The sequence below is a fragment of the Saccharopolyspora aridisoli genome (assembly GCF_004348445.1).
Taxonomy (GTDB): domain Bacteria; phylum Actinomycetota; class Actinomycetes; order Mycobacteriales; family Pseudonocardiaceae; genus Saccharopolyspora; species Saccharopolyspora aridisoli.
In genome coordinates this window covers 1-21,418 of sequence record NZ_SMKV01000045.1, presented here as the reverse complement: position 1 = coordinate 21,418, position 21,418 = coordinate 1, and the positions used below count along the sequence as shown (strand labels likewise).

The window sequence follows — 21,418 nt, the reverse complement described above, 5'->3', positions numbered from 1 at the left end:
CTCTTCCCATTCGGCGCAGCCGCGGCTCCAAGCTGCCGCGCTCCGAGCACGGGCAGTTCGGACCAGAACTGCCCACCGGCGACATTCCTCGCGCAACGCGCTCCTGCGGGTCGGGTCACGGGAACTGCGGCGATGATCCCTCCGACCTCTTGGACGTGGGATCGATCGCGAGGAGCAGTGCTGCGGTGGACGAGATCGGTGTGATCGGGGGCGGTGGCGAAGGGCTGGCCGTGGTCGCCCACCTGTCCTCGACGGGTCACCGGGTGCGGTTGTGCACCCGGAACCCGCAGCGGGTGGCGGGTGTCCGGGCCGGAGGCGAGATCCGGGCGACCGGGGAGCTGGAGGGCAGGTTCCCGGTCGCCCAGGTCACCGCCGACCCCGCGGAGCTGGCGCGGCGCTGCCGAGTGGTGGTGATCGCTGCGATCACCACCGCCTATCCGGAGATCGCCGCGTCGCTGGCCGCGCACCTCACCGCGGACCACCTGATCGTGCTGTTCTCCGGGAAGCTCTGCGGCAGCGCTGAATTCGCCGCTTCGCTGAGCAGCGCCGGAGCTCCGCACGTGGACGTGGTGGAGACCGACGCCCTGTTCGCCGCCCGTCCCGACGGCGACGACGGCGTGCGGGTCCTCGGCACGAAGCGGTGGAACCTCGTCTCCGGCGCAACACCCGGTGCGGTCGAACGCCGGGCGCCGGTGGTCCGGAACTGGTTCCCCTGGCTGGAGAACGCCACCAACCTGGTCCACAGAGGACTCACTGATTTCGGTGCGGTCGCCCACGCGCCGATCGCGCTGGCCAACCTCGGCACCATCGACCGCGGCGAGGAACTGCTGTTCTACCTCGACGGCGTCTCCGACCGCACCGTCGCGTTGCTGCGCGAGGTCGAGCAGGAGTTCCGCGAGGTCGCTGCGGCCTACGGCGCCACCCTGATGCCCATGCCGGAGGTGCTCGACCGCTACTACGGCTGCACCAGCACGAGCCTGCTGGACGCGATGCGCAGCGCAGCGCCCTACAAGACCATCCTCGCGCCCGGATCGCTGGACCACCGGTTCCTGCACGAGGACATCGCCTCGACGCTCGTGCCGGTGGAGGCCCTCGCCGACAAGGCGGGAGTGGCCACGCCGATGGTCGGCTCCATCGTCAACGTGATGTCCACGTTGTCCGGGAAGTCCTTCCGCCGCAGCGGCAGGACCCTCGAACGGCTCGGCTGGGCGGACCTCGACCACGAGGGAATCCGCCGCGCGCTCAACCCCGGGAAAACCGCCGACGTTCGAACTGCGCCGCCAGCGCCGGGTAGCGTCGCGGCAGCAGTCTGACCAGTCGAAGTGCGCACCCACCCACTCGGCGTGAGCCTCCACGGCCTGGCGGTCGCTGACGTCCAGCCGAGCCGAGCGCACCCCGGCGCCGAGGTCGTTCACCCGGTCCGCGGTCTCGGCCAGGCCGGTCTCGTCGACGTCCGAGACCGCCAGCCGCGCACCCCGGCGGGCCAGCTCGAACGCGATCTCGCGCCCGATGCCCGACCCGCACCGGTGACCACTGCGACCTTGCCGCGAACCTCGCTCATCGGGCCGACTCCTCAGCCGCGGTGCTGATGTGCTCGGTGATCATCGCCACCAACCGGTCGATCAGGCCAGGTGCGATGTGGTGACCCATGCCGCCGATCTCGACGTAGCGGGCGCCGGGGATGGCCGCGGCCGTTGCGCGACCGCCGCTGACGTGCACCATGCGGTCGGTGTCGCCGTGGATCGCCAGCGTGGGCGCGGTGATCCGGCGCAGCTCGGCCGTGCGGTCGCCGCTGGCGTGGATCGCGCTGATCTGACGCGGCCTGCCCTCCTTGGCCCGGGCACCGCCACCGCGTTCCCACAGCCCGGCCGCCCACGCGCGTTCGAGGTCGTCGTCCGGCGGGAACGACGCCGAACCGATGTGCCGCAGCATCCACAGGTGCCGCTCCACCGACTCCTCGACCGCGTGCGTCGGGCCCCTGGCCATGCGCACGAGCGTCGACCGCGCGGGCTGGCCGACCCGGCGCGCACCCGTGGTGGAGAAGATCGAGGTCAGCGAGTCGACCCGGTCGGGGTGCCGGGCGGCGACGGTCTGGGCGATCATCCCGCCCATCGACATCCCCAGCAGCTGCACGCGCTCGAGACCCAAGTGGTCGAGCAGGCCGACGGTGTCGGCGGCCATGTCACCCAGGTCGTAGGAGTCCGGCCGGGGCCGGGCGAACAGCTGGCGCAGCCTGCCGGGCGGTGGCGTGCCGATCCGCGACGAGCGGCCGGCGTCGCGGTTGTCCAGCCGCACCACCCGGAGACCGCGCTCGGTGAACCCGTCGATCAGCCGCTGCGGCCACGAGGTCAGGTCCAGGCCCAATCCCGCGATGAGCACCAGGGGAGTCCCGGCGGCCGGGCCGTCGACGCGGTAGCAGATCCGGGGTCCCGCGGGCAGGTCGACGAAGCGGTCCTCACTCAAGGGGCCACCTCCGCGCGGGCTGCGGCGCGGGAGAACCGCAGCTCGGGATCAGTGACGCTGTCCGAGCGCAGCAACTTGACGTCGGAGTGGTAGCTCAGCGAGGTCAGCCACGGCATCCGGCCGCCCTGCTTGGGCAGCTGGTCGACCGCGCGCTGGATGTAGCCGGCGCCGAAGTCCAGGAACGGGCGCTTGGGCATCGCCGGATCGCTGGGGACCGGTCGGCAGATGTCGAGCCCGTAGCTGTCCATGTGGGTCAGCAGGCGGCAGAAGTGCTCGCACAGCAGGCCGATCTTCAGCGTCCACGACGAGTTCGTGTAGCCGATCGCGAACGCCAGGTTGGGTACGCCGGAGAGCATCATGCCCTTGTAGGCGATCGTGTCCGGCAGGTGCACCGGTTCGCCGTCGACCACCAGCGGCACACCGCCGAAGGGCTGCACGTTCAGGCCGGTGGCGGTGATGATGACGTCCGCCTCCAGCTCCGCGCCGGATTCCAGCTCCACGCCCCGCTCGGTGAACGTCTTGATCCGGTCGGTGACCACCGACGCCTCGCCCCGCCGGATCACCTTGAACAGGTCGCCGTCGGGCACCGCGCACAGCCGCTGGTCCCACGGGTCGTAGGGCGGGTTGAAGTGGGTGTCGACCGGATAGCCCGCGGGCAACGCCTTGCTGTTGACGTAGCGGATCAGCTTGCGCGCGGTCTTCGGGAAGCGCTGGCAGAAGCTCCAGATCAAGCGCTGCTGCAGGATGTTCTTGCGCCGCGCGATCGCGTAACCGCGTTCGGGACCGAAGAGCCGACCCGCCATGTTGGCTACGGCGTCCTTCCTGGGCACAGGCATGATGTAGGTCGGCGTGCGCTGCAACATCGTCACGTGCGAGGCCGTGCCCGCCATCGCCGGGACGAGCGTCACCGCTGTCGCGCCGCTGCCGATCACCAGCACCTCCTTGCCGGAGTGGTCCAGGTCCTCCGGCCAGTGCTGCGGGTGGATGATCGGACCGCAGAACCGGTCCCGGCCCTCGAAGTGCGGGGTGAACCCCTCGTCGTAGCGGTAGTAGCCGCCGGCGCTGAACACCCAGCGCGCGCTGAGCTGGTGGCGAGCGCCGGTTCCGGGGTCCTCCACGTCGACGAGCCAGCGCGCCCGCTCCGACGACCACTGGGCGCCCACCACCTCGTGGTGGAAGCGGATGTGGGGCTCGAGGTCGTTCTCGGTGATGGTCTCGCGCAGGTAGTCGAGGATGCGCGGTGCCGAGGCGATCGACTCCTCGTCCCGCCACGGCTTGAACTCGTAGCCGAAGGTGTGCAGGTCGGAGTCCGAGCGGATGCCGGGGTAGCGGAAGAGGTCCCACGTCCCGCCGGAGGCGCCGCGTGCCTCCAAGATCGCGAAGGACTTGCCCGGGTGCGACGTCTTGAGGTAGCGGCCGGCGCCGATGCCGGAGATCCCGGCACCCACGATCAGGACGTCGAGGTGCTCGACCGGTGTTTCGGTGGTGGTCACGTGTGCTGCTCCCCGCGGAACCGACTGCTCTCTCCCCGGGAGCATGCCCGGCACCGGCCGATTTGCGCCACAGCGACATGCACCAGGATCATGCGGCGATGGTGCGGAATGCTGCGTCCGAGTGGCCGAGGGTGTCCCCGCGCGTGCGGGAGCTGTTCCGGCGGGGTGCCGAGATCGCGCTGAACCCGCACGCCGAGTGGGTCGAGGAGCTGCACGCCGCCGCCCTCGGTGGTGCGCGGGTCCGGCTGGTCGCCGAGGACCCGGCGCTGGCCGCCGCGACCCGCCGCGCCAACCTCGCGAACCTGCTGCACTGGGCAGCCGCCAACGTCCAGGACCCGGGACGCAGGGTTCCGGCCAACACGAGCTCCGAACTCCTCGAAGCATCCCGCGACCTGGTGCGGCGAGGTCTGGACGAGACCGCGCTGGACTCCTACCGCACGGCCCAGAACGTCGCGTGGCGGCGCTGGATCGAGATCGCCTTCGATCTCACCGACGACCCCGATGAGCTGCGCGAGCTGCTCGACGTCTCCGCCGTGTCGATCAGCACCTTCATCGACGACACCGTCGCCGCCGTCAGCGAGCGCATGCAGCACGAACGCGACGAGCTCACCCGAGGTGCGCACGCGGAACGCCGCGCGGCGGTGACGCTGCTGCTGGAGGGCGCGCCGATCGGGCGAGCGCGGGCCGAGAGCAGGCTCGGCTACCGGCTCTCCGGCCCGCACACAGCCGCGATCCTCTGGAGCGGAGCGGGGAGCTCCGAGCAGGTCGAGGCCGCCGCGGAGGCGGTGACCCGCGCGGCCGGTGCCGACCACCGCCTCACCGTCATCGCCAGCGCCGCGGCCATGTGGGTCTGGCTGCCCGTGGCCACCGCGCCACCTGTCGTGGGACTGACCACGCTCCTGGCCGACCACCCCGACGTGCGGGTCGCGGTCGGTCGTGCCGGCACCGGCGTCGAGGGCTTCCGCCGCAGCCACCTCGACGCCGCCACCACGCAGCGCATGGTCGCCAGGCTCACCTCACCGCAGCAGGTGGCCCGCTACCAGGACGTGCAGCTGGTGTCGTTGCTGACCAGCGAACCCACCCAGACCGATGAGTTCCTGGCCGACACCTTGGGCGATCTGCAGCACGCCGACGCCGAGACGCGCACCGCAGTGCTGACCTACGTTCGCGAGCTGGGCAGCACGACCCGCACCGCCGAACGCCTCTACACCCACCGCAACACGGTCCTGCGCCGGCTCGCCAAGGCCGACGAGCTGCTCCCGCGCCCTCTCGCCGAGAACGCCCTCGCGGTGGCGGCGGCTCTCGAAGCCCTGCACTGGCGCGGCACCGGTTAGGGCCGCTCGGCGGTGGAAGCGGTCGCGCGCCCGCCTCATCCGTGGTCGCGTAGCGCTCGGCGGCGGGGCTCCCTGGTCGTCGCAGTCGTCGTGCTTGAGGTGGTCGACGCTCGCCACTCGGCAGAGGACCGCGCCTCGGCCGTGTTCGAACGCCCCCGGCACGGCCTCCGCGCAGGTGCGCGTGCCCGCGTTGGTCCAGTGCCGAGTTCGAGGCCGCGTTCGTGCACGCAGTCGGCGATCGACTTGGTGCCGCTGCGTGATTCGGTGGCTTCGAGCTGGCCGGCGGCGTTGCGCTCCGGTCCGGGCAGCAGTAGGCGCTATCAACGCCGACCCCGTGATCACGGTGTCACATCGACGAGCAGGGATGAACAACGCGGACGTCCGGTGAACGCGTGATGGCTGGCCCAGCGCTCAAGGGCGTTGGCCGACGCCCGTGCGGAGCTCCTCGACCCTGCCGCCCGGGAGGGGCGAACGCAGCGGAGGACTGGAATCGCCGGTGGCCGAACGCAAACCGCGCAAGAAGTCGGCGACCGCGGCGGTCGAGCTGCGCCGCGGGCTCCAGCCGAGCTCCTCGCGGGCGCGGCCGGTGTCCATCATCGGCAGCCGCAGGAACGCGTCGAACAGGTCCGGTGATGCGGGCACCAGGTGCAGGTTCCAAGCCGCTGCCAGAACCGCGCGCACCATTGGCGCCGGAACCGCTGCGGGTCGGACCTGCAGCAGATCCGCCAGCGCGCTGAAGTCCACCACTGGATCCGCCGCGACGTTGAACGCTCCCCGGCTGTCGGAGAGGATCGCGAGCCGGTAGGACTCGCCGACGTCGTCGCTGTGCACCGCCTGGAAGCGCAGTCCGGTCGGCAGCGGCAACACCGGGAGGAGTTCCGGGTGGGCGAGCTTGTTGGGCAGGAACGGTCCGATGAACAGGCGTCGCTGCTGTTCGGCGGACTCGGGCTTGAAGCAGAACGCGGTGCGCATCCGGACGACCCGGATGTCGGGGTGCTGCCGTTCGAAGGCGTCGAGGAACCGCTCCAGGTAGGCCTTCTCCCGGCTGTAGGCCGCGGCCGGCCACCCGTGCGTCGGCCAGGTCTCGTCGACCGAACGCCCGGCCGGCCCTGGGGAGTAGGCGCCCACGGACGAGGCGTAGACGAGGTGGCGCACTCCGGCGGCGGCAGCGGCCTCGAACACCCGGATGCTGCCGAGCACGTTGGTGCGCCAGGTCGTCACCGGGTCGTGAGTGGGCTGGAATATCCAGCCCAGGTGGACCACGGTGTCCACCGAGGCGAACTTCCCCACCAGGTCGTCCTGCCGGACGTCGGTGCGCTCCCACCGGACTCCCGGGCCCTGTTCGGGTGGTTCCCGCCTGGACAGCGCGATGATCCCCTCCACCTGGGGGTCGCCGCGCAGCGCCTCCACCACGCTGGTACCGATGTTGCCGGTGGCGCCGACGATCGCGACTCGCCGGGAACTCGCGGACGCTGCCATGAGGACTCCTGCCATCGGTCCGGACGGTCTCCTCACAACGGGTTCCCCTCAGACCGCGGCACAAACGCGCCGCCGAGGCGCGGGTTTGCCGGGGGCTGCCACGGGAAAGGACGTGTGGTGAGCGACTGAGGAGGTGGCCGGTGAAGGCGCTGACATGGCAAGGACCGCGCGACGTGCGCGTCGAGAACGTGCCCGACCCGAAGCTGGAGGCCGACACGGACGCGATCATCCGGGTCACCAGCAGCGGGCTCTGCGGCTCCGATCTGCACCTCTACGAGGTGCTGGCCCCGTTCCTCGAGCCCGGTGACATCCTCGGCCACGAGCCCATGGGCGTGGTGGAGGAAACCGGGTCCGCGGTGACCGACATCGCGCCGGGGGATCGGGTCGTCGTGCCGTTCAACATCTCCTGCGGCCACTGCTGGATGTGCGAACGGCGCCTGTTCGCCCAGTGCGAGACCACCCAGGTGCGCGAGCAGGGCAGTGGCGCCGCGCTGTTCGGCTACACCAAGCTCTACGGCAGCGTTCCCGGTGCCCAGGCCGAGTACCTGCGGGTGCCCCAAGCCCAGTTCGGTCCCATCAAGGTGCCGGAAGGACCGCCGGACGAGCAGTTCGTCTACCTCTCCGACGTGCTGCCCACCGCGTGGCAGGCCGTCGAGTACGCCGACGTTCCCAAGGGCGGCACGGTGGCGGTGTTCGGGCTCGGACCCATCGGGCAGATGGCGGCCCGGATCGCCCTGCACCACGGATTCCGCGCCATCGGCGTCGACCGGGTGCCGGAACGGCTGAACATGGCCGAGCGGCACGGAGTTCGCACCATCGACGCCGCGCAGCAGGACGACGTCGCGGCTGCCGTGCGCGAGCTGACCGACGGTCGCGGGGCGGACTCGGTGATCGACGCAGTCGGCATGGAGGCGCACGGCTCACCCGTCGCCGAACTGGGGCAGAAGGTCGTCGGGGTGCTGCCCGACGCAGTTGCCGAGCCGTTGATGGCCAAGGCCGGGGTCGACCGGCTTGCCGCGTTGTACCAGTGCATCGACAGCGTCCGCCGAGCGGGCACGATCTCGATCAGCGGTGTGTACGGCGGCATGGCCGACCCGATGCCGATGCTCACCCTGTTCGACAAGGGTGTTCGGGTCGCGATGGGGCAGGCCCACGTGAAGCGGTGGATCCCGGACCTGCTGCCTCTGGTCGGCCACGAATCCGACCCGCTCGGCGTGCGCGACCTGACCACCCACCACCTCCCGCTGGACGAGGCCCCGACCGCCTACGACATCTTCCAGCGCAAGGCGGACGGGTCGATCAAGATCCTCCTGGAGCCGTAGACCGCGCGGCGGTTGAGGCCGGAGGGGCGAGCTGAACGCAGCGGTCGACCACTTGCGGTGGTTGAACCCGCCGGGACGCCGGGTACTCGGCGGGCACCGAGCACATCCGAGTCCGACGTGGAGGACGTCATGGAACAGCCGCCCAGCAGCGCGCCGGCTCAGCAGCAGTCCCCGCCCGGCGCGACCGAGCAGATGCGACCTCGCCCGCGCGACGAGATGCGCGACTACGTCGGTTCCGGGAACCTCGCGGGCAAGCGGGCCCTGGTGGTCGGCGGGGACTCCGGGATCGGCCGAGCTGTGTCGGTGGCCTTCGCCAAGGAAGGCGCCGACGTCGCCCTCGCCTACCTCGACACCTCGGAGGACGCCGACGCCGAGCACACCGCCGCGCTGGTGCGCGAACAGGGCCGCGAATGCCACCTGTTCCGCGGCGACGTCGCGGAGGAGAGCTTCTGCACGCGCCTGGTCGACGACGCCGCCGAACGGCTCGGCGGGCTGGACGTGCTGGTCAACCACGCCGGTACGCAAGCAGCGCAGGACGACCTGAGGTCGATCAGCACCGAGCAGTTCAAGCGGACCTTCGAGGTCAACGTCTTCGCGGTGTTCTGGTTGTGCAAGGCGGCGCTGCGGCACCTGCCCGAGGGCGGGGCGATCATCAACACCGGATCGGTGAACGGGTTGCGCGGCAACAAGGGCCTGATGGATTACTCGGCCAGCAAGGGCGCGGTGCACGTGCTGACGCAGTCGATCGCCCAGTCCCTGGCCGACTCCGGCGTCCGCGTCAACTGCGTGGCGCCCGGTCCGGTGTGGACACCGCTGATCCCGGCGACGCTGCCGGAGGACAAGGTGGAGGGCTTCGGCGAGCAGACGCCCATGCAGCGCATGGGCCATCCCGATGAGATCGCGCCGTCCTACGTCTTCTTCGCCTCCGACCGCCTCTCCAGCTACTACACCGGCGAGGTGCTGGCACCGGTCGGCGGCGAAACCCACCCCGGCTGACCGCGCCCCGAGAAATCGATCAGATCCCGGTTGGGCGCGTGGACACCCGGGTAGGCGGGTGGGGACGACGCCGACACGGACGATCGGAGGGTGCGGGATGGCCGACACGGTGGCCGACTACCTGCTGCGACGGCTGCGGACCTGGGGCGTGGAGCACGTCTTCGCCTACCCCGGGGACGGCATCAACGGGATCCTCGCGGCCTGGGGGAGGGCCGACGACGACCCGCGGTTCATCCAGGCGAGGCATGAGGAGCTCGCCGCGTTCGAAGCCGTGGGCTACGCGAAGTTCTCCGGGGAGGTGGGGGTCTGCGCCGCGACCGGCGGACCCGGCGCCATCCACCTGCTCAACGGGCTCTACGACGCCAAGCTCGACCACGTGCCCGTGGTGGCCATCGTCGGGCAGCAGGCCAGCACCTCGCTCGGTGGGGCCTACCAGCAGGAGGTCGACCTCTCCTCGCTGTACAAGGACGTCGCCGAGTACGCGCAGTTCGTCTCAACCCCCCAGCAGCTGCCCAACGCGCTGGACCGCGCCATGCGCACCTCCGTCGCCCGCAGGACCGTCACGGCCCTGATCATCCCGAACGACGTCCAGGAGATGACCTACTCGCCGCCGACGCACGCGTTCAAGATGGTGCCCTCCAGCGTCGGCATCTCCGAGGCGGTCACCACGCCTGCGGAGGCGGACCTGGAACGCGCCGCCGAGGTGCTCAACGCCGGCGAACGCGTGGCCATCATGGTCGGCCAGGGCGCCCGGAAGGCAGCGGGCGAGGTCACCGCCGTCGCCGACGTTCTCGGAGCCGGTGTGTCGAAGGCGTTGCTGGGCAAGGACGTGCTGTCGGACGACCTGCCGTGGGTGACCGGCGCGGCGGGCCTGCTGGGAACGCGGCCGTCCTGGGAGCTGATGCGCGACTGCGACACCCTGCTGATGATCGGCGCGAGCTTCCCCTACAGCCAGTTCCTGCCCGAGTTCGAGCAGGCCCGCGCGGTGCAGATCGACATCGATCCGACCATGATCGGCATGCGGTACCCGTTCGAGGTGAACCTGCTCGGCGATGCGAAGGCGACGCTGTCGGCCCTCCTGCCGCGCCTGCGCCGCAAGCAGGACCGCGCCTGGCGGGAGGAGGTCGAGTCCGGCGTCCGGGACTGGTGGGAGGTGATGGAGCGCCGCGCCGGTGTCGACGCCGAACCGCTCAACCCGGAACGGGTGTTCCACGAGCTGTCACCGCAGTTGCCCGATGACGCCATCATCACCGCCGACTCCGGCTCGGCGGCCAACTGGTACGCCCGGCACCTGCGGGTGCGCGGCCGCATGCGCTGCTCGCTGAGCGGGACGCTGGCCACCATGGGGCCGGGAGCTCCCTACGCCACGGGCGCGAAGTTCGCCCACCCGGACCGGCCGGTGATCGCGCTGGTCGGGGACGGCGCGATGCAGATGAACGGGATCAACGAGCTCATCACCATCGGGCAGCACTGGCGCGAGTGGCAGGACCCGCGGGTGGTCGTGGGCGTGCTCAACAACGGCGATCTCAACCAGGTCACCTGGGAGATGCGCGCGCTCAACGGCGCCCCGCAGTTCCTGCCGTCGCAGCGGCTCCCGGAGTTCGACTACGCGGAGTTCGCGCGCAGCGCCGGTTTCCGGGGGATTCGGGTTGCCGATCCGGGCAGCGTCGCCGATGCGTGGGCCGAAGCGCTGAGCAGCGACCGGCCCTGCCTGATCGACTTCGTCACCGACCCGGCCGTGCCACCGATCCCGCCGCAGGCGGACTGGAGCCAGGTCGAGTCGATGGCCGAGGCCATGCTCAGGGGTGACCCCGACGCGTGGTCGGTGGTCACCGAGGGCGTGAAGTCCAAGGCCCAGGAGTTCCTCCCGCGCCGTCGCTGACCCGGGCAGGAGCTGGCGCCCCCGGGGTTCCCGGGGGCGCCACGATTCTCAGCGGTTCCTGCGCCGCTCCGGTGGGACGCGGGGGCCGGTGTGGAGCAGCGAGTTCGCCCGCCCCGTCCTGCTCGGAGCGCCGTCCTGGGAAGCCGAGGCCTCCCTGCTGGGTTTGATCGGGTTGTGCTGCGCGACTTCGTCGCGAACCCTCCTGGTGAGTTGGCGGATCCGGTCACCGGGCATGCCCACCACGTCCTTCCAGCCGTTGTCGTTGCGCGGTCGGTGAGCGACATTCCCGTCGCACTCGTCGGGTTGTCACCGCGGGGTGGGTGGCAAACACGCTGGCGGAATTGAAGTTCCGGTGGAGGGCGTTCAGCTCGCGGCCGCTTCGCGCAGAGCGGGCAGCAGCTTCTCGCGCGCGAAGCCGAAGAAGCCCGCGGGATCGGCCTCCACGCCCACCTGGACCAGGGCGATGTCGGTGAAACCCGCCTGCCAGTGGGCCTGCACCGTCTTGACGATCGGATCGACGTCGGGGCCGCACGGGATGTTCGCGGTGACGTCGTCGAGCCGCACGTGCTGGGTGGCGGCGGCGAAGCCGGCGGGACCGGGCAGTTCGGCGTTGACCTTCCAACCACCGGCGAACCAGCGCAGCTGCTCCCAGGCGCGGTGGGCAGCGGCGTCCGCGGACGGGTCCCAGCAGATCGGCTGCTGACCGTACTTGCGCTGGTCACCACCGTTCGCGGCGTCCCAGGCCCGGCAGAGCGTGGGTTCGGGCTGGACGGCGATCATCGCGTCGGACAACGGGGCGAAGCGCTGCACCGACTGGTCGCCGGACACGGCGGTGGCCACCGGGACCCGCTGGTCGGGCAGGTCCCACAGCTTCGCCGAATCGACCCGGTAGTGGTCGCCGGTGAAGTTCACGTGGCCGCCGTCGAAGAGCGAGGAGATGATCCGCAGCGCCTCGGTGAGCATCTCGTGCCGCACGTTGACCGGCGGCCAGCCCTGGCCGATGACGTGCTCGTTGAGGTTCTCCCCGGCACCCACGCCGAGCGTGAACCGGTCGTTCGAGAGCAACCCGATCGTCGCGGCCTTCTGAGCGACGACGGCTGGGTGGTAGCGCATGATCGGCGCGGTGACGAAGCTCAGCAGGTCCATCCGCTCGGTCTCCTGCGTGACGGCCCCGAGCACGCTCCACGCGTAGGGGGAATGGCCCTGCTCGTCCAACCACGGCGAGTAGTGGTCGCTCATCACCGCGAAGTCGAATCCCGCGCGCTCGGCCGCGGCCGCCTGCTTGACCAGCTCGCGCGGCCCTGACTGCTCCGTCATCAGCGTGTACCCGAACCGAACCATGTTCCCCGCCCTTCGGTGCTCCGCCAAGTCCCGTCCGCGAGTAACCGCGCAGCGACGCGGTGAAACGTGCGCGCACGGTGCATGGCCGCATCGGCTGATGGGTAGTCAGCGAGTGACGCCCGGGACAATCGAGGTGAGCGAGGAGGATGCGTGCACGAGGTCGACGAGCTGCCCTTCGAGATCAAGCACGAGGAGCAGATCTGGATCCCGATGTCCGACGGAACGCGCTTGGCCGGACGCATCTGGAGGCCGGTCTCCTCCGACACCGAACCCGTGCCGGCGGTGCTGGAGTTCATCCCCTACCGGCAGCGGGACCTCACGTCCTTGCGGGACTCCATCCAGCACCCGTACCTGGCCGGGCACGGCTACGCGTGCGCGCGGGTGGACCTGCGGGGCAGCGGCGACTCAGACGGGATCCTCGCCGACGAGTACCTGGAGCAGGAGCTCGCCGATGCGGAGGAAGTGCTGGGATGGCTGTCAGCACAACCTTGGTGCACCGGGCGCACCGGCATGATGGGCATCTCCTGGGGCGGTTTCAACGCCCTGCAGGTGGCGGCCAGGAGACCGCCGAGCCTGGGGGCGATCGCGGCGCTGTGCTGCGCCGACGACCGCTACGCCGACGACGTGCACTACATGGGCGGGTGCCTGCTCAGCGACAACCTGTCCTGGGCGAGCACGATGTTCGCCTACACCTCCTGCCCTCCTGATCCGGAGGTCGTCGGCGACCGCTGGGAGGCGATGTGGCGCGAACGCATGGAGGAGAGCGGCCTGTGGATCGACAACTGGCTGCGCCACCAGCGTCGCGACGACTACTGGCGGCACGGCTCGATCTGCGAGGACTTCTCCGCGGTCGACTGCCCGGTGCTGGCGGTGAGCGGCTGGGCCGACGGTTACTCGAACGCCGTGTTCCGGCTGATGCAGAACCTCGACGTGCCGCGGCGTGGACTGATCGGGCCGTGGTCGCACAAGTACCCGCACCTGGGACGACCGGGTCCCGCGATCGGCTTCCTGCAGGAGCTGGTGCGCTGGTGGGACCACTGGCTCAAGGACGTCGACAACGGAGCGATGGACGGCCCGATGCTGTGCACCTGGATGCAGGAGAGCATGCCGCCGTCGACCAGCTACGAGGAACGTCTCGGCCGCTGGGTCGGCGAGCCGTCGTGGCCTTCGCCGCACGTGCGCCGCACCCGGTTCCGACTGGGGCAGAACAAGATCGCGTCGCCGGGGGAGGAGCAGGACGCACGATCGCTGTCGATCGCCTCTCCGCTGTCGGTCGGGCAGTACGGCGGCAAGTGGTGCTCCTACAACGCACCCCCGGACCTTCCCTACGACCAGCGCGAGGAGGACGGCGGGTCGCTGGTGTTCGACACCGATCCGCTGCCCGAGCGTTGCGAGATCTTGGGAGGACCGCTGCTGGACGTGCGCGTGGAGGTGGACCGGCCGGTGGCGATGCTGGCCGCACGGATCTCCGACGTCAGCCCGGTCGGGCAGGCCACGCGCGTGACCTACGGTCTGCTCAACCTCACCCACCGCGACGGGCACGGCGAACCGAAACCTCTGGAACCCGGTGTGCGGTACCAGGTTCGGTTGCGGTTGAACGGCGTGGCCCAGGCATTCCCAGCGGGCCACCGGATTCGGCTGGCGCTGTCCACTTCGTACTGGCCGCTGGCGTGGCCACCGCCGGAACCGGTGCGGCTCACCGTGCATCCGGCCGACAGCGAGCTCGAACTGCCGATCCGGCCGGCTGACGATGCCGATGAGCTGCCCACGCCGCTGTTCGGCGAACCCGAGGGAACGCCGCCCGCGCCCGCGAAGCAGATCACCCCGGGGGAGCAGCGGTGGCAGGTCAGCAAGGACCTGGCCGACTACCGCTCGTCGCTGGAGGTGATCAAGGACCTGGGACGGGCCCACTTCGAGAACATCGACCTGGACGTCCACCGGCGTGCCACCGAGCGCTACAGCTGGGTCGGGGAGGACTTCGACTCGGTTCGGGGAGACATCGAGTGGACGATGGGCTTCACCCGCGGCGGCTGGTCGGTGGGCACCAGCACTCGCACGACGCTGACCTCCACGGCCACCGAGTTCAGGCTCCACGCCGAACTCGACGCCTACCTGGACGGAGAGCGCGTGTTCTCCAAGAACTGGGATCGACGCATCCCGCGCGACCACGTGTGAGGACCGGAGAGGAGTTGCCGCGCCGGGTAACCACCCCGGCGCGGCAACGCGGCTCTCACTGGCCGTTCTTCTGCACGTAGCTCCGGACGAAGTCCTGCGGGTTGTCCTCGAGGACGTCGTCGATGTCGTCGAGCAGTTCGTCGGTGTCGTCGTCGAGCTGTTCGCGTCGTTGCTGGCCCGACGCGGTCGGGGCCGGGGCGTCCTCGTCGTCGTCCGGAGTTCTGCGGGTCCTGTCCTGGTGCATGTGGGCCTCCACGGTCGTGCGCTCGCCCGCTGAGCCACACCCGTTGCGGCGGAGGGCGAATCCCGTGCTCAGCCGACCTTCCGCAGCAGGCTGCGGCGTTCCTGCTCGCCGAGACCGCCCCACACGCCGTAGGGTTCGTGGGACCTCAGCGCGTGCTCGCGGCACTGGGCGATGACCGGGCAACGTCGGCAGACGGCCTTGGCCTGTCGCTCCCGCTGGGCTCGGCGCTCGCCGCGTTCGTTGTCCGGGTGGAAGAACCGGCTGGTCCTGAGATCTCGGCACGCGGCGCGCAACTGCCAGTGCCAGGAGTCGCTGTTGGGTTTCGGAAGGCGCTCCGTGGTGGTCATCCTCACCTCCGTGCTGCCGATGATCATTCGGTCGATCACGGAATACCCGATGAGGTTTCGTTTCACACATGGCGGCGTCCGGTTCGGACCCGAGCCGTTCCGGGTAGCCAGCTGGCGATGCAACGGACCACGACCGACCTCGACCGCCCGGACCTGTCCGAAGCCGGCGTCGTGGCATGGCATGTCGAGGGCCCGGGCCCTCCGCTGGTCTGCGTGCACGGCGCCGGGGTTTCCAGCCGAGAACTGCTGCCGTTCGTGTCGGGCCGGGCGGGTGTGCGAGAGACGTGGGCGGTCGACCTGCCCGGCTTCGGGTCCAGCCGTCGTTCTGGCCGCCCGCTCGGACTCCACGACCTGGCGCAGGCCCTGGACGTGTGGCGTCAGCAGGCGGGATTGGCGGAGGTGAACTTGCTCGGCTGCTCGTTCGGGTGCCAGATCGCCGTCGAGGCGGCGCTGCTCGCCCCGGAGCACGTGCGGGGGCTCGTCCTGGTCGGCCCGACCACCGACCCTCGCGGCCGCACCTGGCAGGGCCAGGTGCGGCGGTGGTTGCGCAACGCCCGCTGCGAACCGCGCCGACTCGCACCGCTGATCTTCCGCGACTACCGGGAAGCCGGGCTCCGGCGCGTGGTGACCAGCTTCGCCGAATCGATCCACGACCACGTCGAGGACAAGCTGCCCCACATCGGTGCGCCCGCGCTGGTCGTGCGCGGCGAGCACGACGCGCTGGTGCCGCAGGACTGGGCGCTGCGGGTCACCAGGCTCCTACCCGGAGCGCGCCTGCTGGTCTGGCCAGGCGCCGCGCACATGGTGCCGTTCGCCGCCCCCGACGACCTGGGGCGCGCGGTCGAGGACTTCCTCGCCGCGGTGTGATCAACCAGGGGCGTCTGCGGCGGAGAGGTCGCCGTCGAGGGGTTGCCGCGCGACCTCCCACCGCATCCGCACCCGCGTGCCGTTCTCCCCGGCGGACACGACCGCTTCGTCGGCGAGCCGGTGGATCAAGGGGAGCCCGCGCTTGCGCTCCTGGCCGCTGTCGTGCGGCGAGCGCCACGCACCGTGGTCGGTGACCGTCACCTCGACGCCGTGGTCGAGGAACGCGGCCTCCACGTCGAGCGGTCCAGGGGTGCCGCCGTAGGCGTGTTCCACCGCGTTGGCCATGGCCTCGTACGTCGCCAGCGCCAGCGCGCCGGCGAGGCTGTCTCCGAGCCCGGCGGAGCGGGCCCACTCGTCCAGCTCATCGCGCAGCACCGGCAAGCTGCCGGCGGAGGCGGGGACGCCGTGCCGACGGAGGGTCTCCACGGCCCCGGACTCCGGCCCGCCTGACTGAGCGGGTGCCATAAACGCTTCCTAACGATTCTCGAGCATCCGAGGTTCAGCTCCTAGGTTCGGCGATCCGGACCGGTCACAAACCCCGTGCGCCGGACAGCGCGTCATCGCGATCGGCGAACACGTCGAACTCCTGGTCCAGGCCCATGAGCTGGATCGGGCGCAGCGTGGCGGCGTTGGCGGCGACGACCCGGAACTCGGTGCCCGCCGCATCCGCGTCGCGGTGTGCGCGCACCAGCACGGCCAGTCCTGCCGACGACAGGAACGTGACGTCCATGATGTCGAGCACCAGGACCTCGGGTTCGTCGGCGAGCGCCTGGTTGAGCACCGATTCGAGTTGCGGTGAGTTGACCAGTTCGATCTCGCCGGTCGCGGTGACGAACAGCGTGCGGCCCGACCACTTGGCCACCGCGTTGAAAGGCGTCGTGTTGTCGTTGATGTCGGAAGCCATGGACCCATGATGGGACCGGTGGGCGTAGTTGGCAAAGACCCCCGGCAGCGTGGCGGTTATGCTGAACGCATGCATGCTTCTGCGGGAACTTCCGCCGAGGAGCGTTTGCGGCGCATCGAACTGGTCACGGACACCTCGTTGGCCCACTTGGACGTCAACGAGCTGCTGCGCGAGATCCTTGCCCGGGTCCGCGATGTCCTCGGTGTGGACATGGCGACGGTTCTGCTGCTGGACCCGGGCGGGGAGGAGCTGATCGCCACTGCCTCGGTGGGCGTCGAGGACGAGGTCCGGCAGGGTGTCCGGGTACCGGTGGGCAACGATTTCGCCGCCGCCGTGCTCGATTCCGAGCGAGCCGTCGTGTTCGACCGGGTTGACGACGTCCTCATCAGCACGCCGTTGCAGCAGAAGGGCATCCGATCGCTCGTCGGAGCTCCGATGGTCGCGGGCGGGGACACGCTGGGCGTGCTGTGTGTCGGCGCGTTCGGCGAGCACGGGTTCACCGATGAGGACGCCGGTCTGGTGCGCATCGCCGCCGACCGCATCGCCTCGGTCTCGAAGGTCGGCTCCTCGCGCGCGGAACGCATCGCCGCGACCGTGCTGCAGCACAGCCTGTTGCCCAGCCGCTTGCCCTCCGTCCCCGGTGCCTCGATTGACGGCCGCTACATCGCCGGCGCCGACCACGGCATCGGCGGTGACTGGTACGACGTGTTCGAGCTGCCCTCCGGCCAGATCGGCATCGTGATCGGCGACGTCGTCGGCCACGGGCTGCTGGCGGCCGTGGTCATGGGACGGCTGCGCAGCGCGCTCCGGGCCTACGCGCTCGACGACGAGGACCCTGCCCGCGTGCTGCACAAGCTCGACCGCAAGGTCACCCACTTCGAGCCTGATGCCATGGCCACCGTGTGCTACGCCCTCTACGACCCGGCCGAGGCGCGGCTGGAGTTCTCGCTGGCAGGGCACCTGCCACCGGTGCTCGCGCTGCCCGGTGATTGCGGCGACCTCGTCAAGGCGCCCGTGGACCCGCCGGTCGGGGTGGAGGTCTCCCGGCGCGAGCGGCGCACCACCGCGGTCGAGCTGCCGGAGTCCTCGGTGCTGTGCTTCTACACCGACGGGCTCATCGAGCGCCGCCAGCGGTCCATCGACATCGGGCTGAACTCGCTGTGCGAGGCGATCGAGTGCGCCCCCGCCCAGGAGGTCTGCACCACCATCACCAACCGCCTGGTGACCTCAGCGTCCGGCGGGGACGACGTCACGCTGCTGGTCCTCAGCCGCCACGGCTGGTGCTGTTGAGGGTGCGGCGCGGTCGCTCCGAGAGTGTGGCAGCTCGCACCGCTGTGTCGTCCCACTTCGGGGAGTTCCTCAGCGGTCCTCTGGTGCGGACGCCGCGACGTCGTGCGGTGCCACACTTCGACGTGGCGCCCGGAACCAGCGCCCGCTGAGGTTGCGCTACCGGCACCGCCAAGCGGACTGATCTTCAGCAGCTCCTAACTTCCCAGCGCGACCTCCTCGTTGACCTCCTCCTGGTTCTTGTAGGTGCGGTCGGGGACGATGCGCAGCGCGCGCAGCACCTCGCCGTCCACGCCCTGCTGCTCGGCGATGTCCACCAGTTGCTGCTTGCTCACCGGGTAGTGCACCTCCCGCAGGAACGGCTGCACGCTGTTCGGGTCCGGGGGATGGGTCATGACCGCTCACCTCGTCTTCGGCGTGTCCGGGGCGGGCCTTGCGCGGTGGTTTCCCCGAAACCTGCCCGCTCAATCACCGACCAGCGCCGAAACCCGCTCGGTCGCGTGCCTGGCCTCCGGCAGGGATTGCAGGACCCAGCCGTGGAACATCCCGGGGTACTCCTCGTAGTCGACGTCGGCGCCGGTACCGCGGACCCGATCGCGCAGTCGTCGCGAGTCGGTCAGCAGCACGTCGCGGGTTCCGGTGAACACGCTGATCGGCGCCAACCCCGACAGGTCGCCGAACAGCGGGCTCAGCCGCGGATCGCGCAGGTCGAGGCCGTCGGCGTAGAGCCGGGCGGCCTCCCGCAGCCCCGGCCCGCTGAGGAACGGGTCGTGCGACTCGCGCTCGGCGATGCCCGGATCGGTCGTGGTGAGGTCCAGCCAGGGCGCGAACAGCACCAGGCGTCGTGGCTGCGGCCGGCCGTGGTGCTTGATCCGCTGCGCCACGAACAGGCTCAACCCGCCGCCCGCGGAATCGCCCATGATGATCTGGTCCTTGGCCGGGAGGTCACCGAGGGCCCGCTGGTAGGTCTCCCAGATCATCGCCAGCGTCTCGTCGTAGGAATGCGTGGGTGCCAACGGGTAGATCGGCACGGTGACCACCGAACCGGTCGAGACGATCAGCCGGGCGACGAACCTCCAGTGCGCCTGCTCGACCTGGTGCACGTAGGCGCCTCCGTGCAGGTAGAGGATGTGCTGCGAGTTCTCCGGCTCGTGGGGGTGCAGCGTGTAGCAGCGGTGCCCGAGCACGTCTGACTCCACGACGTCGAAGTGCCGGTGGACCCAGTCGGGCACCTGCACGCTCTCGGCTTGGTGGCTCTCCGCGCTCTCCCGCAACTTCCCGGGGTCGGCGAAGACCTGCTTGCGCCGAGTCACCCAGTACTTCGCGATGACGGCCCGGGCTTGCCAGCTCACCACCGGTGAACCTCCTCTCGTGCTCGACCGACCTCCGCTCCGGGAGTACCCGCTCAACACCGGTCTAACCGGTTTCGGGAGCGGAGGCGGACGAGGTGGTTCCACTTGAGACCGTGGATGTCGTTGGGGGGAGCCGCATTCCACGAGGCCGCAGGGGTCTATCGCTCGCAGGTCGGGTGCGGGTTACGGGCGATGTGCACCAGAGTGGGGGAATCGCGAGGCAGAGTGCCCCTGGATGCGAGGTGTGTGGCTGATCACTCTGGATGCCCTGTCGAGACCTCGGGAGCCGCGATGGGTGTGGGAGTGGCGCGACCGGTCGGTACCGGTCCGCTCAGCGAAACAGGCCGGCTGTTCCTGCACGCCGTGGACGTGGCGAGGGCGGTGTTCGCCCGGCCGTTCCAGTGGCGCGAGTTCGTCCAGCAGTCCTGGTTCGTCGCCAGCGTGACCATTGTGCCCACCGCCCTGGTGTCGATCCCGTTCGGGGCGGTGATCGCGCTGCAGCTCGGCTCGCTGACCAAGCAGATCGGCGCTCAGTCGTTCACCGGCGCCTCCAGCGTGCTGGCGATCATCCAGCAGGCCAGCCCGTTGATCACCGCGCTGCTCATCGCCGGGGCCGGCGGCTCGGCGATCTGCGCCGACCTGGGCGCGCGCACCATTCGCGACGAGATCGCCGCGATGGAAACACTGGGCGTGTCACCGATCCACCGGCTGGTCGTGCCGCGCGTGCTCGCGGCGATGCTCGTCGCCACCCTGCTCAACGGCGTGGTCAGCGTCGTCGGCGTGCTCGGCGGCTACTTCTTCAACGTGATCATGCAAGGAGGCACGCCCGGTGCCTACATGGCCAGCTTCAACGGCCTCGCCCAGCTGCCCGACCTGTGGATCGGTGAGATCAAGGCGGTGATCTTCGGGTTCATCGCCGGGGTGGTCGCCGCGCACCGGGGGCTCAACCCGGCACCGGGTCCGAAAGGCGTTGGGGACGCGGTGAACCAGGCCGTGGTCATCTCGTTCATGCTGCTGTTCCTGGTGAACGTGGTGCTCACCGCGATCTACCTGCAGCTCGTCCCGGCGAAGGGGATGTGAGCCGTGGTCGTGGCGACGGGCCGCGTCCGGCGGCTGCTCAACGGGCCGTTGCGCGTCCTCGACACCTCCGGTGACCAGGCGATGTTCTACCTGCGTGCCATCGCGTGGGCGCCGCGCACGCTGCGTCGCTACTCCAAGGAGGTGCTGCGGCTGCTGGCCGAGGTGACCTTCGGCAGCGGCGCGCTGGCGGTGCTCGGCGGCACGATCGGCGTGATGGTGGGCATGACGCTGTTCACCGGCACGGTGGTCGGGATGCAGGGCTACACCGCGCTCAACCAGCTCGGCACGGCCAGCTTCACCGGGTTCGTCTCGGCCTACTTCAACACCCGCGAGGTCGCGCCGCTGGTGGCGGGCCTGGCGCTGTCGGCGACCGTCGGCTGCGGGTTCACCGCGCAACTGGGTGCGATGCGCATCTCGGAGGAGATCGACGCGCTGGAGGTCATGGCGGTGCGCAGCGTGCCGTTCCTGGTGACCACCCGCGTGCTGGCCGGGATCGGCGCGGTGATCCCGCTGTACGTGATCGGGCTGATGTCGTCCTACCTGGCGTCGAGGGTGATCACGGTCTACTTCTACGGCCAGTCGGCGGGCACCTACGACCACTACTTCCACCTGTTCCTGCCGCCGGAGGACGTGCTGTTCTCCTTCGGCAAGGTGCTGCTGTTCAGCTTGGTGATCATCCTGGTGCACTGCTACTACGGCTTCCGGGCCTCCGGCGGCCCTGCCGGGGTCGGCAGCGCGGTGGGCCGGGCGGTGCGCACCGCGATCATCGCCCTCAACGTGCTGGACTTCTTCCTGAGCCTCGCCATCTGGGGCGCCACCACGACCGTCCGGATCGCCGGATGAGGGCGGGAG

The 21,418-nt window shown here is 70.3% G+C and carries 20 protein-coding genes and 1 pseudogene; 10 read left to right on the top strand and 11 right to left on the bottom strand.

The window, feature by feature from the left end; all coding sequences use genetic code 11:
- Nucleotides 1-185 precede the first annotated feature (185 nt).
- Nucleotides 186-1,313: an NAD/NADP-dependent octopine/nopaline dehydrogenase family protein gene (locus E1161_RS24195; RefSeq protein ID WP_132627035.1), complete on the top strand. Its 1,128-nt coding sequence runs from the start codon at nt 186-188 to the stop codon at nt 1,311-1,313.
- Nucleotides 1,314-1,367: 54 nt separating this feature from the next.
- On the opposite strand, the pseudogene E1161_RS28225 reads toward E1161_RS24195, so the two are convergent.
- From E1161_RS28225 to E1161_RS24180, 3 genes and pseudogenes are all read right to left on the bottom strand, one after another.
- Nucleotides 1,368-1,466, bottom strand: a pseudogene (locus tag E1161_RS28225) (acetoin dehydrogenase); the annotation flags it as partial.
- 91 nt (nt 1,467-1,557) lie between these two features.
- Nucleotides 1,558-2,463 (bottom strand): alpha/beta fold hydrolase, encoded by a 906-nt coding sequence (locus E1161_RS24185; protein WP_132627034.1) that lies wholly within the window; start codon nt 2,461-2,463, stop codon nt 1,558-1,560.
- A complete protein-coding gene (locus E1161_RS24180) occupies nt 2,460-3,956 on the bottom strand; it encodes a flavin-containing monooxygenase (protein ID WP_235875274.1) in 1,497 nt (498 codons plus the stop codon). Before E1161_RS24180 ends, E1161_RS24185 begins: the two co-directional genes overlap by 4 nt.
- A 98-nt stretch (nt 3,957-4,054) precedes the next feature.
- Here E1161_RS24180 and E1161_RS24175 point away from each other — a divergent pair, with 98 nt between their 5' ends.
- Nucleotides 4,055-5,290 carry a PucR family transcriptional regulator gene (locus E1161_RS24175; protein ID WP_132627032.1) on the top strand — a complete coding sequence of 412 codons (1,236 nt, stop codon included), beginning with the start codon at nt 4,055-4,057 and terminating at the stop codon, nt 5,288-5,290.
- A 411-nt stretch (nt 5,291-5,701) separates the two neighbouring features.
- Here the strand turns inward: E1161_RS24175 and E1161_RS24170 are convergent, their stop codons facing one another.
- Entirely contained in the window at nt 5,702-6,769 is a 1,068-nt protein-coding gene (locus E1161_RS24170; RefSeq protein WP_132627031.1) for an NAD-dependent epimerase/dehydratase family protein, read from the bottom strand.
- A gap of 140 nt (nt 6,770-6,909) precedes the next feature.
- Between E1161_RS24170 and E1161_RS24165 the strand changes: the two genes are divergently transcribed.
- From E1161_RS24165 to E1161_RS24155, 3 genes are all read left to right on the top strand, one after another.
- Nucleotides 6,910-8,091, top strand: coding sequence for a zinc-dependent alcohol dehydrogenase (locus E1161_RS24165; protein WP_132627030.1), 1,182 nt, complete (start codon nt 6,910-6,912; stop codon nt 8,089-8,091).
- Between the two features lie 129 nt (nt 8,092-8,220).
- A complete protein-coding gene (locus tag E1161_RS24160; RefSeq protein ID WP_132627029.1) occupies nt 8,221-9,087 on the top strand; it encodes an SDR family oxidoreductase in 867 nt (288 codons plus the stop codon).
- A gap of 97 nt (nt 9,088-9,184) precedes the next feature.
- Nucleotides 9,185-10,969: a thiamine pyrophosphate-requiring protein gene (locus tag E1161_RS24155; RefSeq protein ID WP_132627028.1), complete on the top strand. Its 1,785-nt coding sequence runs from the start codon at nt 9,185-9,187 to the stop codon at nt 10,967-10,969.
- Nucleotides 10,970-11,332: 363 nt separating this feature from the next.
- Here E1161_RS24155 and E1161_RS24150 read toward each other — a convergent pair whose 3' ends face one another.
- Nucleotides 11,333-12,310: a TIGR03557 family F420-dependent LLM class oxidoreductase gene (locus E1161_RS24150; protein ID WP_132627027.1), complete on the bottom strand. Its 978-nt coding sequence runs from the start codon at nt 12,308-12,310 to the stop codon at nt 11,333-11,335.
- 150 nt (nt 12,311-12,460) lie between these two features.
- Here E1161_RS24150 and E1161_RS24145 point away from each other — a divergent pair, with 150 nt between their 5' ends.
- Nucleotides 12,461-14,485, top strand: a complete 2,025-nt coding sequence (locus tag E1161_RS24145) for a CocE/NonD family hydrolase (RefSeq protein WP_408012061.1) — start codon at nt 12,461-12,463, stop codon at nt 14,483-14,485.
- Between the two features lie 55 nt (nt 14,486-14,540).
- Here the strand turns inward: E1161_RS24145 and E1161_RS24140 are convergent, their stop codons facing one another.
- Together E1161_RS24140 and E1161_RS24135 are read right to left on the bottom strand one after the other, a co-directional pair.
- Nucleotides 14,541-14,729, bottom strand: a complete 189-nt coding sequence (locus E1161_RS24140; RefSeq protein ID WP_132627026.1) for a ubiquitin-like protein Pup — start codon at nt 14,727-14,729, stop codon at nt 14,541-14,543.
- A gap of 68 nt (nt 14,730-14,797) precedes the next feature.
- On the bottom strand, nt 14,798-15,076 hold the full coding sequence (locus tag E1161_RS24135) for a WhiB family transcriptional regulator (RefSeq protein ID WP_132627025.1): 279 nt from the start codon (nt 15,074-15,076) through the stop codon (nt 14,798-14,800).
- A gap of 117 nt (nt 15,077-15,193) precedes the next feature.
- On the opposite strand from E1161_RS24135, the gene E1161_RS24130 reads away from it, so the two are divergent.
- Nucleotides 15,194-15,943, top strand: a complete 750-nt coding sequence (locus E1161_RS24130; protein WP_132627024.1) for an alpha/beta fold hydrolase — start codon at nt 15,194-15,196, stop codon at nt 15,941-15,943.
- Here the strand turns inward: E1161_RS24130 and E1161_RS24125 are convergent, their stop codons facing one another.
- Nucleotides 15,944-16,408 (bottom strand): ATP-binding protein, encoded by a 465-nt coding sequence (locus E1161_RS24125; RefSeq protein ID WP_132627023.1) that lies wholly within the window; start codon nt 16,406-16,408, stop codon nt 15,944-15,946. It abuts the gene before it with no gap.
- A gap of 64 nt (nt 16,409-16,472) precedes the next feature.
- Nucleotides 16,473-16,847 carry an STAS domain-containing protein gene (locus tag E1161_RS24120; protein ID WP_165939925.1) on the bottom strand — a complete coding sequence of 125 codons (375 nt, stop codon included), beginning with the start codon at nt 16,845-16,847 and terminating at the stop codon, nt 16,473-16,475.
- Between the two features lie 69 nt (nt 16,848-16,916).
- Between E1161_RS24120 and E1161_RS24115 the strand changes: the two genes are divergently transcribed.
- Nucleotides 16,917-18,137 carry a PP2C family protein-serine/threonine phosphatase gene (locus E1161_RS24115; RefSeq protein ID WP_165939924.1) on the top strand — a complete coding sequence of 407 codons (1,221 nt, stop codon included), beginning with the start codon at nt 16,917-16,919 and terminating at the stop codon, nt 18,135-18,137.
- A gap of 194 nt (nt 18,138-18,331) precedes the next feature.
- Here the strand turns inward: E1161_RS24115 and E1161_RS24110 are convergent, their stop codons facing one another.
- Together E1161_RS24110 and E1161_RS24105 are read right to left on the bottom strand one after the other, a co-directional pair.
- The gene (locus E1161_RS24110; protein ID WP_132627020.1) at nt 18,332-18,529 is read right to left on the bottom strand and encodes a DUF2795 domain-containing protein; all 198 of its coding nucleotides are present in this window, start codon (nt 18,527-18,529) and stop codon (nt 18,332-18,334) included.
- Between the two features lie 69 nt (nt 18,530-18,598).
- Entirely contained in the window at nt 18,599-19,489 is an 891-nt protein-coding gene (locus E1161_RS24105) for an alpha/beta hydrolase (RefSeq protein WP_132627019.1), read from the bottom strand.
- 288 nt (nt 19,490-19,777) lie between these two features.
- Here E1161_RS24105 and E1161_RS24100 point away from each other — a divergent pair, with 288 nt between their 5' ends.
- Together E1161_RS24100 and E1161_RS24095 are read left to right on the top strand one after the other, a co-directional pair.
- On the top strand, nt 19,778-20,566 hold the full coding sequence (locus E1161_RS24100) for an MlaE family ABC transporter permease (protein WP_132627018.1): 789 nt from the start codon (nt 19,778-19,780) through the stop codon (nt 20,564-20,566).
- A gap of 3 nt (nt 20,567-20,569) precedes the next feature.
- The gene (locus E1161_RS24095) at nt 20,570-21,409 is read left to right on the top strand and encodes an MlaE family ABC transporter permease (RefSeq protein WP_235875272.1); all 840 of its coding nucleotides are present in this window, start codon (nt 20,570-20,572) and stop codon (nt 21,407-21,409) included.
- The last annotated feature ends 9 nt before the right edge of the window (nt 21,410-21,418 follow it).